The sequence below is a fragment of the Nocardia wallacei genome (assembly GCF_014466955.1).
GTDB lineage: Bacteria > Actinomycetota > Actinomycetes > Mycobacteriales > Mycobacteriaceae > Nocardia > Nocardia wallacei.
Genome location: NZ_AP023396.1, coordinates 4,957,904 through 4,973,118, shown reverse-complemented (window position 1 = coordinate 4,973,118; position 15,215 = coordinate 4,957,904). Strand labels below are relative to the sequence as shown.

The window sequence follows — 15,215 nt, the reverse complement described above, 5'->3', positions numbered from 1 at the left end:
CAGTGCCGCCAATGAGGTCTCCCCGGACGGGTTCATGACGGTGGTGCTGATGCCGGGGAGCAGGAATCACCGGAGCCGCGACGGTCGACCTCGATCAGCTTCGGCATGCCTCGCATTGAAGCCGAGCGGGATCCGCTGGTCTTGTATCGAACCGAATACGGCTGTGAGACGTCCTCGGGGCGAGGTGACCGGCGGACTGAGCTCAGAACGCCAGCGGCGAGACGCGGGCTCGCAGCTCGGCCGGGGTGTGGCGGGTCGCCCAGCGCATCGCCCGGGTGAGATGCGGCTGGTCGTAGTAGCCGCCGACGGCGACCGCGTCCGCGATCGATCCTCCGTCCGTGAGAAACCGCGCAGCACGTCGTGCCTGCTCGATACTGGCGAACTTGCGGTGGGAGATACCGACGGCCCTTCGGAACCTGAGCTGTGCCGTCCGCTCCGACATGGCTCGTGGTCGTTCGCCGTGCCGGATCGCGTCGATGAGCGGATCGAAGACCAGCAAACCCGCATGCGCGAGCCTGCCGACGAAGACATCGACGTTCTGCTCGGTGGGCATCTCCCATTCCTGGTTATCCAACACGACGCGGTCGCCGGAAGGGGTGGGTACCTGCGCGTCCCGGTGGTCGGCCAGGCGATAGGGCGGATAGAGGGGCAGATACGCACCGGGTTGCAGTTCTACACCGAAGAACTCCCAGCCCTCCGGGCACGGCATCCGGGTGGCCGCAGACTCCGGGCCGTGTACATGCACCTCCACCAGGTGGCCGTAGCGCGCAAACGAGATCAGGGTCGAGCTCTTGACCACGGAATTGAAAGCCGTCGTCGCCTCACAGTGCGCCGACCACACCCGGCGCACCAGGGGGATTTCGCCAGCGAGCGTGTCGAAGACCAGACCCATCAGCGTCCTTCGGTGCGTCTTGGCTTGTGGGAGACTCGGTGGCCATGTCCCGCGGATATCGAACGATAACACCGGGCATATGTCTCATTTACCGCATGATTGCCAGGCAGGCGAGACGCGGAGACTCCCGGGACGACAGGGAGCCCGACAGCGCGTGTGAAGAGCCCCACCCGTGGCGAGGCTGTCTCGATCCGAGCCTTCGATGCCGATCAGGAAATATCGGGCCGGGAGAGGGTAGCGCGGATGAGTTCGGAGCGAGTCCGTACGCCAAGCTTTTTGAAGATCTTGCTCAGGTGATAGTCGATCGTGCGTGTACTGAGGAACAATTGATCTGCGATTTCGCGATTTGTAGACCCTTCCGCGACCGCGTGTACGATTCGCACTTCCTGGGAGGTCAGCGAACCAGCGCCAGGGGATTTCACCGACGGCGCTACGGCCTTCCCGGCCGCGCGTAGCTCGGCGCGGGCGCGGTCGGCCCAACCGGCAGCGCCGAGTGCCTCAAACGTCTCGAGTGCGGACTGTAGTGGCCGACGGGCCTCTGCCCTGCGCCGGTGCCGGCGCAGGTACTCGCCGAACAGCAGCTGGGTCCGAGCGGTTTCCATCGGCTGCTCATCGCTTCGGTGCAACGCGAGCGCGCGCCGGAACGCGGCCTCGGCGTCCTCGGGTCCAGCCAGCAGCGCCTCGCATCGCGCCGCTACTGCGCTGCGTTCGGGCGCGCCTGCCGCGGACCGGCGAAATGGCTCCAAAGCGTCGACAGCCAGATCGGGTCTGTGCGCTCGAACTGCCGCCTCGACCCAATCGGGCGTATACATCGACAGCATCTCCGGCTGAACGGAGTCGTATGCCGGTCGGAAATGGTTCAACGCCGAATTCGCGTGGCCGGCCGTCAAGTCCAGCAGTCCGAGCGCCCGCTTGGCCGCGGCGACGACAATCGCGAGCCGGCGCGGGATCGCCTCGGCCAAGACCTCGCCGGCCAAATCACGTGCCTCCCGCTCCTGTCCCCTCGAGGCCGCGAGTACGGCCAACGAGCTGCGGTGCCAGCAGCTGACGTTGCGTTGGCCGATCTCGTCGGCAAGGCGATGGCCCTCGCTCGCGGCAGCCTCCGCGGCCCGGAATCGCCCGCGCGCGATGTCATCGATCACGCCGCGTTGCAAGGCCCAGACCAACAGCCCGACTGCGCCGGTGTCCCGGGCACGCTGGACGGCCACCCGATTCAATCGCCGACCCCGCTCGCGGTCACCCATCGCCCACAGCAGTCCACTTGCCCAGTTCAACATCACCGGATCGGTGAGCAGCTCAGCGAGATCCTTTTCGCGCGATGTCAATCCGTGCGGTCTCCCGGTTCGCGCCCGACATGCTCCTCGCAACAGCAGCACCAGTGTGTCGGCAGCCCGCTCGCCGGATATCGGCAATTTCTCGGCGATGCTTCCGACGTGGCCCCATTCGACGGGCAGGTTCGCGTGAAAACCGGCTTCGCCGAACAGCATCAGCAACGAAACCGCTTGCAGTGGTTCAGCTTCCGCCATCGTCGGCAACAGCGAGCGCAACATCGCGACCGCGTCTCCCGGCATGCCGGTCTGCAATTCCATCGAAGCCCGCAGCCACACGGCGTCCCGGCGTAATGACTCCTCAGGCCGCCCTTCCCGGTCCATCAGCTCGAGCATCAGCATCGCGCGGTCGAAATCCCCGCTGTTCCACCACCCGGTCGCCGAACGGAGATACCGCCGGGAACGACGCGGCCCAGGCGTGCTCAGCTCTCCGGCGCGGGCGAGTAGCGCGGCCGAGGTAGCCACACTGACCTCGACGCGACCGGCGGCCCGGTCGAGTTGTCCGGCGACCACGTCGTCCGGACCATCGACCGCCTGTCCGAGGTGCCACGCGGAGCGTTCGACGTCCATCGCTGCCGACTGCATCGCCCCAGCCAGCACGCGATGCGCATCCCGACGGTCCGACGCGGTGGAATCGTAGTAGACGGCCGAGCGGATCAGAGGATGACGAAAGGCGATCAGCTCCGTCTCGGACCGGACGAGTTCACCCAGTCGAGCCAGCTCCGCCACCGGCGCCGCCTCGAACTCGGCGGCTGCCAGTTCCAGTATGCCGCGCCGCACCTGACCGGCTGCCGCGATCAGCAACAGCAGCCGCTGAACGGGCCGAGAATGCCGACGCACCCGTGCGAGGAAAGCCGCACGCAATGTGTGCGCCATGGGCACCGGCGCCGCTGGCGATACCCCCGCACGGATGGCATCGCTCGGCAACTCGATAATCGCCAACGGATTGCCGGCCGTCGCATCCAGCGCAACTTCCTGCTGGGCCGGCGACAGGCGCACTCCGCGTCGCTCCACCAGCAGACGGGTCGCGGCCGCACGATCCAGTGCGCCCAATGGCATGTCCACGGCGTCGGAGAAGGTGACGGCCGATCGTTCGCCCGTTCTCGATGCCAGCACCAACACGATCGGCTCCGTGTCCAGCCGCCTGCCGACGAACTCCAGAACACCCGCCGAAAGGTGGTCGGTCCAGTGCACATCGTCCACCAAGCACACCACCGCTTCGTCGGAGGCCAGATCCGACAACAGCGACAGCGTCGCGAGACCGACCGCAAATCGCTCGGGAGCCGGGCCCGCGGCGAGTCCGAACACAATCTGCAGTGCATCGGATTGCGGAGTCGGTAACCGATCGATGCGGTTCAGCACCGGCAACAGCAGTTGATGCAACGTCGCGTAGCCGAATTCGGCCTCGGTTTCCACACTCGTCGCACGCAGCACCGAGGCACCCGATGCCGCCGCCGCGAATTCGTCCATGAGTGCGGTCTTGCCGATGCCCGGTTCCCCGGTCAGATCGACCGCAGCGCCATGTCCGGTGCGCGCACGATACAACAGGCCGGTAAATACCTCCTGTTCTCTTTCGCGACCATACAACATACGCAGTGCCCGTGTTATCCCATGCGGATGGAAGTGACCTGCGTGAGAGTCGTCTCGGGCAATAGCCCGTCGATCGAGATGTGGTCGGATTCGATCAGCCTCCGCATGTCGGCAGACAACCATCCGGCAGGACCGTCTGTCTTGTACGGAAACGAATGCTCAGCGCACATTCCGTCCGCTGTCCGTATCTGCGTTATCGGCGGGTAGTTCGGTCGCGGTCCGGCTGTGGTTGCGGATCGGCATGATGGAGGTCAGCACGATCAGTACGGAGCCGAGCGCGGTGATGCCGCCGAGCATGGCCGCCGCGCCGAGGCTGACGCTGGCGACCTCGCGGATATTGGAAGTGCCGTTGCCCGACAGCAGGTCACGCAGCCCGCCGGTGCCGGAAGTCTCGACCAGGGTCTTGAACGGCTGGCTCTTGCCGTTGAGGTACAGCAGCGTGCAGAACACCGAAAGCGCTTGCCCCGCACTGGATCCCAGGACCAGCAGGGCCAGTGAGGCGCTACCGTCGCGCAGGTACAGGCCGACCGCGAAGATCGTCGTGATGGCCGCCGCGGCGGTGAGAATGCCCCAGCCGCCGCTGATGTGGGCCGGGTACGCGCCCTCGCCCCAGGTATCGGCGGTGTTCGAATCGGTGGTGCCCTGCGTCCGGCCGAAGGCGTCGGCCAGGATGCGGCCGTTCGGCCCCTGCGCGGTGAGCCAGGGCTGGAAGAGCAGGACGGTGGTGGCGAGGCTCAACGCTGCCGCACAGAGGAAACCCCAGTACACACGTACGTCGCGAGCGGTCGTCGCGAGATCGCGTGCCTGCCGCCCGTTCTCGGGTCGACGAAGCTGAACTTCATCGCTGTGCCGTGGGATTGCCTGAACCATTCTTCTGAGCCCGAACCCTTCTTGCCGAATACTCAGATGAATCGCCGCGTACTTCGGCGTGCCGAGTTGTCAGCTCGGCTCGTCCGGCAATTATCGCGCAATTGTACCGAGGGTGTTCGGGTCGATGGATCGGTAATATCGCCGGTCTCCCCGTATCGGCCACCGTGCGTCGAACGAGACCGGTCGGCATACCATTCGCCCTCGCGAGATCTCAGGCGACCGCCTCGACGCCGACCGGGATCACCAGCTCCGGCAGCGCAACCTAGCCTGCGCTGTCGAGACGTGGAACGTCCCGGTCGGTCGAGGGTGACGTCCGGGCCCCGTTACGAGACTCCCGTCCGTACCAGTTCCTGTTCGTCGCGGTCGGTTTGTGGTTCGGGTGTGCTCGGTGGTGTGAGGGATTGGCGTTGGCGGTCGTAGGCGAGGCTGGCGAGGGCGATGCCGAGACAGATGGTGGCGGGCAGCAGGAGTGCGGCTTCGCCGATCCGGGAGGCGGCGAGGGTGCCCGCGGCGCCGCCGGTGATGAAGGTGACGACGGTCGCGGCCAGGACGGTGGCTTTCCAGCGGTCGATGCGGTGGTGGCGTGCGCGTCCGATGAGCAGGCCGAGGTCGGTGACGGTGCCGGTGAAGTGGGTGGTGCGGATCTGCATCGTGCGCAGGCTGGAGGTGGTGCCGTTCTGCATGCCGCAGGCCAGCGCGGCGAGGAACACCGACAGCAGGTCTCCCGACCAGGCGAAGGCCAGCACCAGCAGTAACGCCTCGCAGGTCATGACGGCGCTGTGCCGGGCTCCGGCATGGGTTTTCGCGGGCGCCAGGATCGCGCCGGCCGCTGCCGCGCCGAGCAGGAATCCGACGATGATCGCGACGAGCAGGCTGGTTTCGAACATCCACGGGTTGGCGGCGTCCATCCCCAGTTGCGTGGTGGTGGCCGTGACGTTGCCGACCGGAATGGCCAAGGTCAGGATGGCGACGGCGTTGACGAAGCCCGCGACGGTCGCGAGCAGTGATCCGTAACCGAGTACGAGCACACGGTGCGGTGCGGTGAAGAGGCTCATGGCAGGCATACAGCTCCCCGAGTTGTTGTCTGACATAGGGCGAAACAGGACAAAACGTATCAGGGTAACCTCAGAAAAGCCTGTGAAAATTCCCCGTCCACCCCCGAAGGCGCAGGGTGGCAACGTAATCCGGCACCGCAAACCGCGTCCGGTCACGGCGACGCCGGGCTCGAACGGCCGCGCAGGGAACGGACGGCTGCCCCGATGCCCTTCCGGTCGTAGCTGTTGACGGGCAGGGTGGCGCCGTGGGCATGCCGGACGATGCCGTCGGTGTCGACGAGGAGGGTGCCGGACTGCTGCATCGAACCGAAGACCTTGCGCGTCAGCCCGATCGACTCGTGCGGCGTTCCCGCGGAGCCGACCAGCACGGGGAACGGGATCCCGCACTCGGTCTGCCACGCCAAGCCGAGGTCGCGGCCCTCCGGCACCACTATGGCGATAAGGATGTTGTCGGCCTCGAACTCCGCGCGCCGCGCAACGAGATCGCGAACGTGCCGGTTGCAGATCGGGCACGACGTAGACCGCATGAAATACAGCAGTACGCCGTGCCCGCCGCGGTGGTCGGACAGACGCCAGGGCTGCCCGGCGGTGTCTTCGAGTTCCATTGCGGGCGCGGTTGAACCGGATGTGAGCATGACGGGACTTCCTTCGATTCGGTGGCGGTAGTCGGGCGGACTACGGGTTGCGCTTGAGGCTGTCTCGCAGCGCGGTGCGGGCGCGGTGCAGCTGCGACTTCATCGCCGCGGTGCTCAGGCCGAGGGCCTCGGCCGTCGCGCGTCCGGGATAGCCGAGCACATCGCGCATGATCAGGACCCGACGCTGCAGATCGGGCAACTCGGTGATCGCCCGGGTGAGCTGGTCGGCGTCGAGGCGGCGCAGGACTTCGTCCTCGGCGGAGGCGACGACGTCGATCGCGACGGCGGGGCCCTGCGGTTCGTGGACGAGCAGGCGCCGGGCCCGGCGCAGGCATTCGTTGCGAACGATACGGAACGTCCACGACGCGAGAGCCGTTGTGGCGCGCAGCGTCCCGATCTTGCGATACAGGGTGATCAAGGCCTCCTGCGCCGCGTCCTCCGCATCGTCGGACGACGCGCACAACCGCCACGCGAAGCGCCGCACGTGCGGATGGGCGCCCTGCACTATCGCCGCGATCGCTTCCTGGTCACCGCGCTGGGCAGCGGCGACGAGCTGCTCACCGGCCCACCCGTGCCGCACTCCGGTCACCTTCTCGGGGGCATTCGGTTCGATTCTCACCACCATAAGAGCGTCCCCGCCCCGGAAAGGATTCGAACCGATTCCGCCGAGCGCTGTTCGTGGCTGCTCAGGCGCCGAGGCTCGCCGCGTCCGGGTCAGCCGCCGGTGAGTTCGGTGGCGCGTTCGGCGATCGCGGTGCCGAGTTCGGTGGTGGTGGCGCCGCCGCCGAGGTCGGGGGTGCGGATGCTGCCCTCGGCGAGGACCTCGCAGACGGCGCGGTCGATGGCGGCGGCCGCGCCTCGCTCGCCGAGTTGTTCCAACAGCATCGCGGCGGCGAGGATCTGAGCGACCGGATTGGCGATGCCCTTACCCGCGATGTCGGGTGCGCTGCCGTGCACGGCCTCGAACATGGAGGGAGCGTCGCGCTGCGGGTTGATATTGCCCGAAGGCGCGAGGCCGAGCCCGCCGGTGACGGCGGCGGCGAGGTCGGAGAGGATGTCGCCGAACAGGTTCGAGCCGACGATCACGTCGAGCCGGTCGGGGTGCAGCACGATTTCGGCGGCCAGGGCGTCCACGTGCATCTGACGGGTCTCGACATCGGGGTACTCGGCGGCGATGCGCTCGAAGACGCTGTCCCAGTAGGGCATTGAGTGGATCAGGCCGTTGGACTTGGTGGCCGAGCACACGCGTCGGTCGCGCTCGCGGGCGCGGTCGAAGGCGTAGCGGATGATGCGCTCGCAGCCGACGCGGGTGAACACCGACTCCTGGAGCACGAACTCCTCCGGCCGTCCCGGGTTGTGGATGCCGCCGATTTCGGAGTACTCGCCCTCGGAGTTCTCCCGCACGATCAGAATGTCCAGATCCGCGGCGGTGCGGTCGCGCAGCGCGGATTCGGTGCCGGGCAGCAACCGCACCGGCCGCAGATTGACGTACTGGGAGAACGCGCGCCGCAGCGGGATCAGCAGACCCCACAGCGAGATGTGGTCGGGCACACCGGGAAACCCGACGGCGCCCAGCAGGATCGCGTCGAATCCGGCGAGCCGCTCGGGGCCGTCGGCGGGCATCATCGCCCCGGTGCGCAGGTATTGTTCACAGGACCAATCGAATTCGGTCCACTCGATACCGGGCAGCACCGCGTCGACGACCTTCACCGCCTCCGCGGTCACATCGACGCCGATGCCGTCGCCGGGGATGGTCGCGATGCGGTAGGTCGTCACAGCTGTACTCCGATGTACTTGGTCTCCAGGAACTCGTCGATGCCGGTGAGTCCGCCCTCGCGGCCCAGGCCAGACTCCTTGACCCCGCCGAACGGGGCGGCCGGGTTGGACACCACACCCTGATTCAGCCCGACCATGCCGGTCTCGAGGGCCTCGCACACGCGCAGGCCGCGCCGCAGGCTCTCGGTGTACACGTAACCGACCAGACCGTAGGGGGTGTCGTTGGCGCGGCTGACGACCTCGTCCTCGGTGTCGAAGGGGGTGACACTGGCGACGGGGCCGAAGATCTCGGTGTGGCACATCTGCGCGTCGTCGGGCACATCGACGAGAACCGTTGCGGGGTAGAAGTTTCCAGGACCGTCGAGCGCCTCGCCGCCGAGCAGCACCCGCGCACCGCGCGAGCGGGCGTCGGCCACCAGATCGGTCACCTTGGCCACGGCGTCCGCGTCGATCAGCGGGCCGACGACCACACCCGGTTCGGTGCCGCGGCCCAGCGGCAGCGCCCCCATCCGCGCCGCGAGCCGTTCCGCGAAGTCACCGATTACGCCGCGCTGCACGAAGATCCGGTTGGCGGCGGTGCACGCCTGCCCGATATTGCGCATCTTGGCCGCCATCGCGCCGTCCACGGCCGCGTCCAGATCCGCGTCGTCGAAGACGATGAAGGGCGCGTTGCCGCCGAGTTCCATCGAGGTGCGCATGACCCTCTGCGCGCACTGCTCCAGCAACTTCTTGCCGACCGCGGTGGAGCCGGTGAACGACAGCTTGCGGGAGCGCTCGTCGAGGATCATCGGCGTCATCACCGCGCCGGGGTCGGAGGTGGTCACCACATTGACCACGCCTGCGGGGACCCCGGCGGCCCGCAGGATGTCGGCTAGGGCCAGCGTGCACAGCGGAGTCTGCTCGGCGGGCTTCACCACGCACGTGCACCCGGCGGCCAGTGCCGGACCGATCTTGCGGGTGCCCATGGCCATCGGGAAGTTCCACGGCGTGATCAGCAGGCTCGGCCCCACGGGCTGGCGGGCGACCAGGAACCGGGATCCCCCCGCCGGGGCCGTCATGTATCCGCCGTCCAGGCGCACGGCCTCCTCGGCGAACCAGCGGAAGAACTCCGCGGCATAGGCGATCTCGCCGCGCGCCTCGGCCAGCGGCTTCCCCATCTCGAGGGTCGCGATCAGGCCCAGGCGGTCGGCGTCGTCGAGCAGCATCCGGTGTGCGCGCATCAGGATGTCGCTGCGCTCGCGCGGTGGCGTGCGGGCCCAGTCGGCCTGCGCGGCCGCGGCCGCCTCGAGTGCGGCCAGCCCGTCCACCGGCGCGGCGTCGGCGACCTCGCACAGGACCTGCCCGGTCGCGGGATCGGTCACCGGCATGGTCTGTGCCCCCGCCCGCCACTGCCCGCCGATGTAGAGGCCGGTGGGCACGCTGTCGATGGCCGCTCGTTCGTCGGCGCTCAGGCTCGCGCCGGGTCGATTCGAGATCGCGTCGATCTGCGTCACCGCGTGCTCCTCACCCTGGTTCGCTGTCGGCCACATCAGCCCATTGCTGCGGCCCCGCTCGCCATGTTATGCATATTGTCGACAATCAGACAATAGACAATCCGTGCGGGCGCGCACCCTCCGGAAGGCGGATCACGATGACGGCTCTCTCTCCCGTCCTGAAGCAGGCCACCCCGGTCACCGTCGACCACGGCGAGGGCTGCTATCTCTACGCGTCCGACGGCCGCCGCTACCTCGACTTCACCGCGGGGATCGGTGTCACCAGCACCGGGCACTGCCACCCCAAGGTGGTCGAGGCCGCGCAGCGCCAGATCGGCAGCCTGATCCACGGGCAGTACACGACCGTGATGCACAAGCCGCTGCTGCAACTCACCGAACGGCTCGGCGACGTGCTGCCGGCGGGGCTGGATTCGGTGTTCTTCGCCAACTCCGGCAGCGAGGCCGTCGAGGCGGCGCTGCGGTTGGTGCGCCAGGCCACCGGCCGGCCGAATGTCGTTGTGTTCCATGGCGGTTTCCACGGCCGCACGGTCGCCGCCGCCACCATGACCACCTCCGGCACCCGGTTCTCCGCCGGTTTCAGCCCGCTCATGGCCGGGGTCCACGTGGCGCCGTTCCCGACCGCGTTCCGTTACGGCTGGAGCGAGGAGCAGGCCACCGACTTCGCGCTGCGCGAACTGGACTACCTGCTCACCACACTGTCGGCCCCCGCCGAGACCGCCGCGTTCATCGTCGAGCCGGTGCTGGGCGAGGGTGGGTACATCCCCGGCAACACCCGCTTCTTCCAGGGGCTGCGCGAGCGCGCCGACCGGCACGGCATCCTGCTGGTCTTCGACGAGATCCAGACCGGTTTCGGCCGCACCGGAAAGTTCTTCGGCCACCAGCACTTCGACGTGCGGCCCGACATCATCACCATCGCGAAGGGCCTCGCCAGCGGCTTCCCGCTGTCGGGCATCGCCGCTTCCCGCGAGCTGATGGCCAAGGCGTGGCCCGGCTCCCAGGGCGGCACCTACGGCGGCAACGCCGTGGCCTGCGCCGCCGCGTTGGCGACCATCGACGTCATCGAATCCGAAGGGCTGGTGGACAACGCCGCCGAACGCGGGCGGCAACTGCTGGCCGGTGCGCGCACCCGCGCCACCAAGGCCGTGGGCGACGTCCGTGGCCTCGGGCTGCTGGTCGGCACCGAATTCACCACGCCCACCGGCGAACCCGACACCGCGACCGCGGCGACCGCGCAGCGCCTCGCCCACGAGAAGGGCCTGCTGCTGCTGACCTGCGGCGCCTACAGCAATGTGGTCCGCATGATCCCCCCGCTCATCGTGAGCGCCGAGCAGGTCGACGAGGCGCTCGGCATCTGGTCCGCCGTGCTGGACGAACTGTAGGGAGACACCGACATGGCCCGCTACATCACCATCACGCTCACCAAGGCCGGCGTCCGCTGCCGCGCCCGCCTGCTCGACGACGAGGCGCCCGGGACCTGCGCCGCGGTCTGGGACGCGCTGCCCCAGGAGGGAGACGCCTTCCACGCCAAGTACGCCCGCAACGAGGTGTACACGCTGGTGCCCCGCCTCACCGCCGCCCCTCACCGCGAAAACCCCACCGTCACACCGATTCCCGGCGACGTGTGCCTGTTCGACTTCGAACCGTGGGAGATCGGCAACCCGGCCTACGGCTACGAACCCGGCTCCGCGGCCCACCACGCCCAGGGCGCCACGGACCTGGCCCTGTTCTACGGCCGCAACAACCTGCTCATCAACGGCGACCAGGGCTGGGTACCCGGCAACGTCTTCGCCACCATCGAAGACGGCCTCGCCGAGATCGCCACCGCCTGCAACAACCTCTGGCTGCGCGGTGTGGAAGGCGAAACCCTCGCCTTCGCGAGGGCCTCCGAGTAGTAGCGGCCTGCGCCGACGATGCGAACTGCGTGGGTCTGCTGTTCTGAAGAGCGGCAGAGTTGGGTTACCGTATTGTCCGGCTGAACATCGCGACGAGGGGGAAATCCACGTGCCTTCCCGGCCCACTACCCGGTGGCAGGTTTCCGGGTACCGATTCCTGGTGCGCCGCATGGAACATGCGCTGGTGCGTCGAGACGTGCGCATGTTGCACGACCCGATGCGGTCGCAGTCGCGGGCCTATGTCGCCGGTTTGGTGCTGGCGCTGGTCGCGCTCGCCGGCGCCGGGGTGCTGGCGCTGCTGCGGCCGCAGGGCCAGATCGGCGATCACAAGATCGTGATGGGCAAGGACTCCGGACAGATCTACGCCGTCGTCGACGGCACCGTGCACCCGGCGCTGAACCTGGCCTCCGCCCGGCTGGCGGTGGGCGATCCCGCCAAGCCGGAGTCCGTCAAGGAGTCGGAGCTGGCCAAGAAACACCTCGGCGCGCTCATCGGCATACCCGGTGCGCCGTCGTCGCTGCATTTCGACACCGGCGGCAAGGGCCGCGCGTGGACGGTGTGCGACCAGATAAAGAACGACGGTTCCGCCGCGGTGACGTCCACCGTGATCGCGGGCACGCCCACGCTCGGTGACGTCGCGTCCGTGGCCGGTCACGGGCAGGCGCTGCTGGTCGCCGGGAAGAACGCCACGTTCCTGATCTACGACAACAAGCGCGCTCGCGTCGACACGACCGACCCCGCGGTGGTCAACGCGCTGCATATCCGCGACACTCCGGCCCGCCCGGTCAGCGAGGGCCTGCTCAACGCGATTCCGGAGACGTTGCCGATCATCTCGCCGAAGATCAACGACCCCGGCGGGATGCCGGTGCACCCGGTGGACAGCCACCGCATCGGCGATGTGGTGCACCTGTCGACCGACGACACCTACTACGTGGTGCTGCACGACGGGCTGCAGCACATCTCGGCGCTGACCGCGGACATCATCCGCAACGCCAGTCCCACTGCGTCGCAAGGCAATACCGAGATCAGCGCGTACACGCACTCGCACACACCCACATCCACCGAGTTGCCCGTCGCCGACTACCCGGACTCGGCGCCGACCATCGTCACCGCCACCGATGCGCCCGTGGCCTGCCTGCAGTGGAAACCGCTGCCCACCGGCACCACGAACACCGGCGGCGGCAAGCAGGCCGAGCTGGCTCTGATCACCGGCCGCGGGCTCCCGCTGCCGGACGGCACTCGCCCCACTCAGCTTGCCCAATCCGGCCAACCCGGTCTGGTCGCCCAGTTCTACACCACCCCCGGTTCGGGAATGTTCGTGCAGACCACCGGCATCGAGCCCGACAGTCAGCGCAAGGACAGCCAGTTCTATATCGCCGATACCGGCGTCCGCTACGGCATCAAGGACGCCGATGCCGCCAAGGCTCTCGGCATGGACGCCGAGAAGGCCAAACCCGAGCCCGCTCCCTGGCAGATCGCGGGCCTGCTGCCGGGCGGACCGACCCTGGGTCGCGAGGACGCGATGGTCGCCCACGACGGCATAGCCCCCGACGCCAACCCCGCCCCCGCCCTGGTCAAACCGAGCCAGAACTGAGCCGGGCGGCACAGCGCCCGGCTCGCCGAGTACATCCTCGCTGCACGAGAACCCCTCGGCGACAACGGATTCGGCGCATCCCCGGATAATATTCCGGCCGGGGTGTCGATCGGTGCGAACTCAGCAGGCCGAACGCCATTGCGGTTGGTGGATGACCGGGCATCCGGTGGCGGGCGGGCCACCGGATGCCGGGGCGGACGGGCGCATGTGGGTCGTCAGCCGCCGAAACCGGCCAGCGCCGAGGCCAGGTCGGACACCTCGAGCGCCTTCATGGCCCGGTCGCGCACGTCGGGACAGGTGCGGGTGGTGACGTCGTCGACGATCGACTTGTCGCGGATCACCTCGTCGTTGAGACCGTCGTTGCGCGCGGCCCAATTCTGTACCGTGCCGTTGAAGCTGACCTTGCCGACGACCGAACCCTGGTCGCGCCAGTTGTCGATTTCCGGGGCGATCATGTCGCACAGCTGCTGGGCCGCCTCCGGAGTGACCTTGTCCTCGTCGGAACCGGTGGTCGTCGTCGTGCTCGGCATCGTCACCGGAGCGGTCGTGGGTGCCGACGTGTCGGTGTCGTCATCGTCACCGCAGGCCGCCAACATCGCACTCGCCGCCATCAAACCGACCACCACCGCCGAACGCATCCGCCTGCTGTGGTGAGTGAACATGTGCCGCCTCCTTCGAACAGGGAACATTACGTCGGCGTTACCCTGTTTCGTCCGTTTGATGCGGCGGCACCGAAAGCCATACCCAGATACCCCGCGTGCGTGATCCGACCGGACCCACACCAGGCCCCGCGGTCGATCACCGCATGGTTCGGAAGTGCCCGGCGGATCTGTCGACGGACGAGATCCGATTCGGTCGAACGCCATGACGACGACCTCGCCGGGGCCGGGCACAGTCATCGGCCGGCCGCGCCGATCAGCTGGTTCGGATCCCGAGTGCGGCGGTGGCGCGGTCCGCTGCGGCGAGGGCGCTGTTGATGGAGATCTCACCGCGCATTCCCGGCGCGGCCACCATGTCGCCGACGAGGTAGACGTCGTTGCCGCGGTCGATGGCGGGGCGGTCGCGCCAGGTGTGGCCGGGCAGGTCGAGTGCGCCGGTGCGGTTCTTCGCTGCCGCGGTGCGGTGAAAGGTGGTACGGCTACGCCAGTTCGGGATGGTGAGGTCGGCGAACGCCTCGAGCCGGCGATGCGCGTCCGGCGCGGATTCACCGGCGCGGACGGGCATCTGGAGCTGGTAGAGCGACTCGCCGGGCGGTGCGATGGTGTCGTCCTGCATGGTGTAGCTCTCCTGGAAGCCGCCCTCGTCCAGATCGAAGACCACGGTACGGTCGCGCCGGGAGGCGGTGACGGCGACGTCGAGCAGCACCGTGTGGCCGCTGCGCCAGTCCAGCGTGGCGTCGTCGAGCAGGCGGCGGGCGGCGTGCAGATCCGTCGCGACGATCACCGGTCCGCCGGTGGGCAATTCCTCCACCCGGGCATCGGTTTCGATCACGACACCGAGTTCGGTTGCGCGAGCGGCCATATCGTCGATGACGCGCTGCCACCCGCCGCGCACCCACCGCACCGCGGGAACGGTGGGCCCGAACGCCCGCCGGATCAGGCCCCAGACGAAGGCCGCGGACAGGCGACCGGTGTCGGCGTCGTAGGTGACCACGCTGATGGCGTTGGCCAGCCGTGTCGCGGTGCGCTCGCCCCATCGCGATGCGGCCCAGCCGTGGAAGTCGACATCGACCGGCGCCCGCAGTCCGACGCGCGCCTGCGCGCGAATCATGCCCAGCGGCGGCATCTTCCGGATGCGCCCATCCACCCGGAAACCGATGCGGCCCCAGTCACCGGGCCCCGGCCATCCCAGATCGGCGACGAAACCGTGCCGCTTCAGCCATGCGTAGTGCGGGCCGTCGGCGTAGAAGACATGGGCGCCGTCGTGCGCCACGTGCGGCGACGGCGTGGCGCGGGCGCGACCGCCGAGGCGGTGATGCGCCTCGAAAAGCCGTACCCCAGCGCCGGTTTCGGCGGCCGCGATCGCCGCGGTCAGCCCGGCGAGCCCACCCCCGATGACGGTGATGTGTGCGTTCATGCTGTCCCCTCCTC

General features: G+C 68.4%; 13 protein-coding genes. 3 read left to right on the top strand and 10 right to left on the bottom strand.

Annotated elements, in window-relative coordinates:
- Positions 1 to 202: 202 nt before the first annotated feature.
- The 8 genes from NWFMUON74_RS21845 to NWFMUON74_RS21810 form a co-directional block, all read right to left on the bottom strand.
- A complete protein-coding gene (locus tag NWFMUON74_RS21845; protein ID WP_187683695.1) occupies positions 203 to 892 on the bottom strand; it encodes a helix-turn-helix domain-containing protein in 690 nt (229 codons plus the stop codon).
- 209 nt (positions 893 to 1,101) lie between these two features.
- Positions 1,102 to 3,810 carry a helix-turn-helix transcriptional regulator gene (locus tag NWFMUON74_RS21840; protein ID WP_187683694.1) on the bottom strand — a complete coding sequence of 903 codons (2,709 nt, stop codon included), beginning with the start codon at positions 3,808 to 3,810 and terminating at the stop codon, positions 1,102 to 1,104.
- 159 nt (positions 3,811 to 3,969) lie between these two features.
- Positions 3,970 to 4,548, bottom strand: a complete 579-nt coding sequence (locus NWFMUON74_RS21835; RefSeq protein ID WP_187683693.1) for a hypothetical protein — start codon at positions 4,546 to 4,548, stop codon at positions 3,970 to 3,972.
- Between the two features lie 455 nt (positions 4,549 to 5,003).
- Positions 5,004 to 5,744: a YoaK family protein gene (locus NWFMUON74_RS21830; protein WP_187683692.1), complete on the bottom strand. Its 741-nt coding sequence runs from the start codon at positions 5,742 to 5,744 to the stop codon at positions 5,004 to 5,006.
- Positions 5,745 to 5,887: 143 nt separating this feature from the next.
- A complete protein-coding gene (locus tag NWFMUON74_RS21825) occupies positions 5,888 to 6,370 on the bottom strand; it encodes a peroxiredoxin family protein (RefSeq protein ID WP_187683691.1) in 483 nt (160 codons plus the stop codon).
- Between the two features lie 40 nt (positions 6,371 to 6,410).
- Positions 6,411 to 6,989 (bottom strand): RNA polymerase sigma factor, encoded by a 579-nt coding sequence (locus NWFMUON74_RS21820; RefSeq protein ID WP_232110505.1) that lies wholly within the window; start codon positions 6,987 to 6,989, stop codon positions 6,411 to 6,413.
- Positions 6,990 to 7,084: 95 nt separating this feature from the next.
- Positions 7,085 to 8,146, bottom strand: a complete 1,062-nt coding sequence (locus NWFMUON74_RS21815; RefSeq protein ID WP_187683689.1) for a tartrate dehydrogenase — start codon at positions 8,144 to 8,146, stop codon at positions 7,085 to 7,087.
- A complete protein-coding gene (locus tag NWFMUON74_RS21810) occupies positions 8,143 to 9,639 on the bottom strand; it encodes an NAD-dependent succinate-semialdehyde dehydrogenase (protein WP_425343071.1) in 1,497 nt (498 codons plus the stop codon). The genes NWFMUON74_RS21815 and NWFMUON74_RS21810 overlap by 4 nt, the downstream gene beginning before the upstream one ends.
- Positions 9,640 to 9,776: 137 nt before the next feature.
- Here NWFMUON74_RS21810 and NWFMUON74_RS21805 point away from each other — a divergent pair, with 137 nt between their 5' ends.
- The 3 genes from NWFMUON74_RS21805 (at position 9,777) to eccB (ending at position 13,125) form a co-directional block, all read left to right on the top strand.
- The gene (locus tag NWFMUON74_RS21805; RefSeq protein ID WP_187683687.1) at positions 9,777 to 11,018 is read left to right on the top strand and encodes an aspartate aminotransferase family protein; all 1,242 of its coding nucleotides are present in this window, start codon (positions 9,777 to 9,779) and stop codon (positions 11,016 to 11,018) included.
- Positions 11,019 to 11,030: 12 nt separating this feature from the next.
- A complete protein-coding gene (locus NWFMUON74_RS21800) occupies positions 11,031 to 11,531 on the top strand; it encodes a DUF3830 family protein (protein ID WP_187683686.1) in 501 nt (166 codons plus the stop codon).
- 109 nt (positions 11,532 to 11,640) lie between these two features.
- Entirely contained in the window at positions 11,641 to 13,125 is a 1,485-nt protein-coding gene (gene eccB, locus NWFMUON74_RS21795; protein WP_187683685.1) for a type VII secretion protein EccB, read from the top strand.
- A 215-nt stretch (positions 13,126 to 13,340) separates the two neighbouring features.
- On the opposite strand, the gene NWFMUON74_RS21790 is transcribed toward eccB, so the two are convergent.
- Both NWFMUON74_RS21790 and NWFMUON74_RS21785 read right to left on the bottom strand, forming a co-directional pair.
- Positions 13,341 to 13,787: a hypothetical protein gene (locus tag NWFMUON74_RS21790; RefSeq protein WP_232110503.1), complete on the bottom strand. Its 447-nt coding sequence runs from the start codon at positions 13,785 to 13,787 to the stop codon at positions 13,341 to 13,343.
- Positions 13,788 to 14,040: 253 nt separating this feature from the next.
- Positions 14,041 to 15,201 carry an NAD(P)-binding protein gene (locus NWFMUON74_RS21785; protein WP_187683684.1) on the bottom strand — a complete coding sequence of 387 codons (1,161 nt, stop codon included), beginning with the start codon at positions 15,199 to 15,201 and terminating at the stop codon, positions 14,041 to 14,043.
- Positions 15,202 to 15,215 lie beyond the last annotated feature (14 nt).

Bases quoted from the DNA above. Each gene is read 5' to 3' on its own strand.
- NWFMUON74_RS21840 (WP_187683694.1), bottom strand. From the start codon at position 3,810: ATGTTGTATGGTCGCGAAAGAGAACAGGAGGTATTTACCGGCCTGTTG.
- NWFMUON74_RS21825 (WP_187683691.1), bottom strand. From the start codon at position 6,370: ATGCTCACATCCGGTTCAACCGCGCCCGCAATGGAACTCGAAGACACC.
- NWFMUON74_RS21805 (WP_187683687.1), top strand. From the start codon at position 9,777: ATGACGGCTCTCTCTCCCGTCCTGAAGCAGGCCACCCCGGTCACCGTC.
- NWFMUON74_RS21800 (WP_187683686.1), top strand. From the start codon at position 11,031: ATGGCCCGCTACATCACCATCACGCTCACCAAGGCCGGCGTCCGCTGC.
- NWFMUON74_RS21785 (WP_187683684.1), bottom strand. From the start codon at position 15,201: ATGAACGCACACATCACCGTCATCGGGGGTGGGCTCGCCGGGCTGACC.
- NWFMUON74_RS21790 (WP_232110503.1), bottom strand. From the start codon at position 13,787: ATGTTCACTCACCACAGCAGGCGGATGCGTTCGGCGGTGGTGGTCGGT.
- NWFMUON74_RS21845 (WP_187683695.1), bottom strand. From the start codon at position 892: ATGGGTCTGGTCTTCGACACGCTCGCTGGCGAAATCCCCCTGGTGCGC.
- NWFMUON74_RS21830 (WP_187683692.1), bottom strand. From the start codon at position 5,744: ATGCCTGCCATGAGCCTCTTCACCGCACCGCACCGTGTGCTCGTACTC.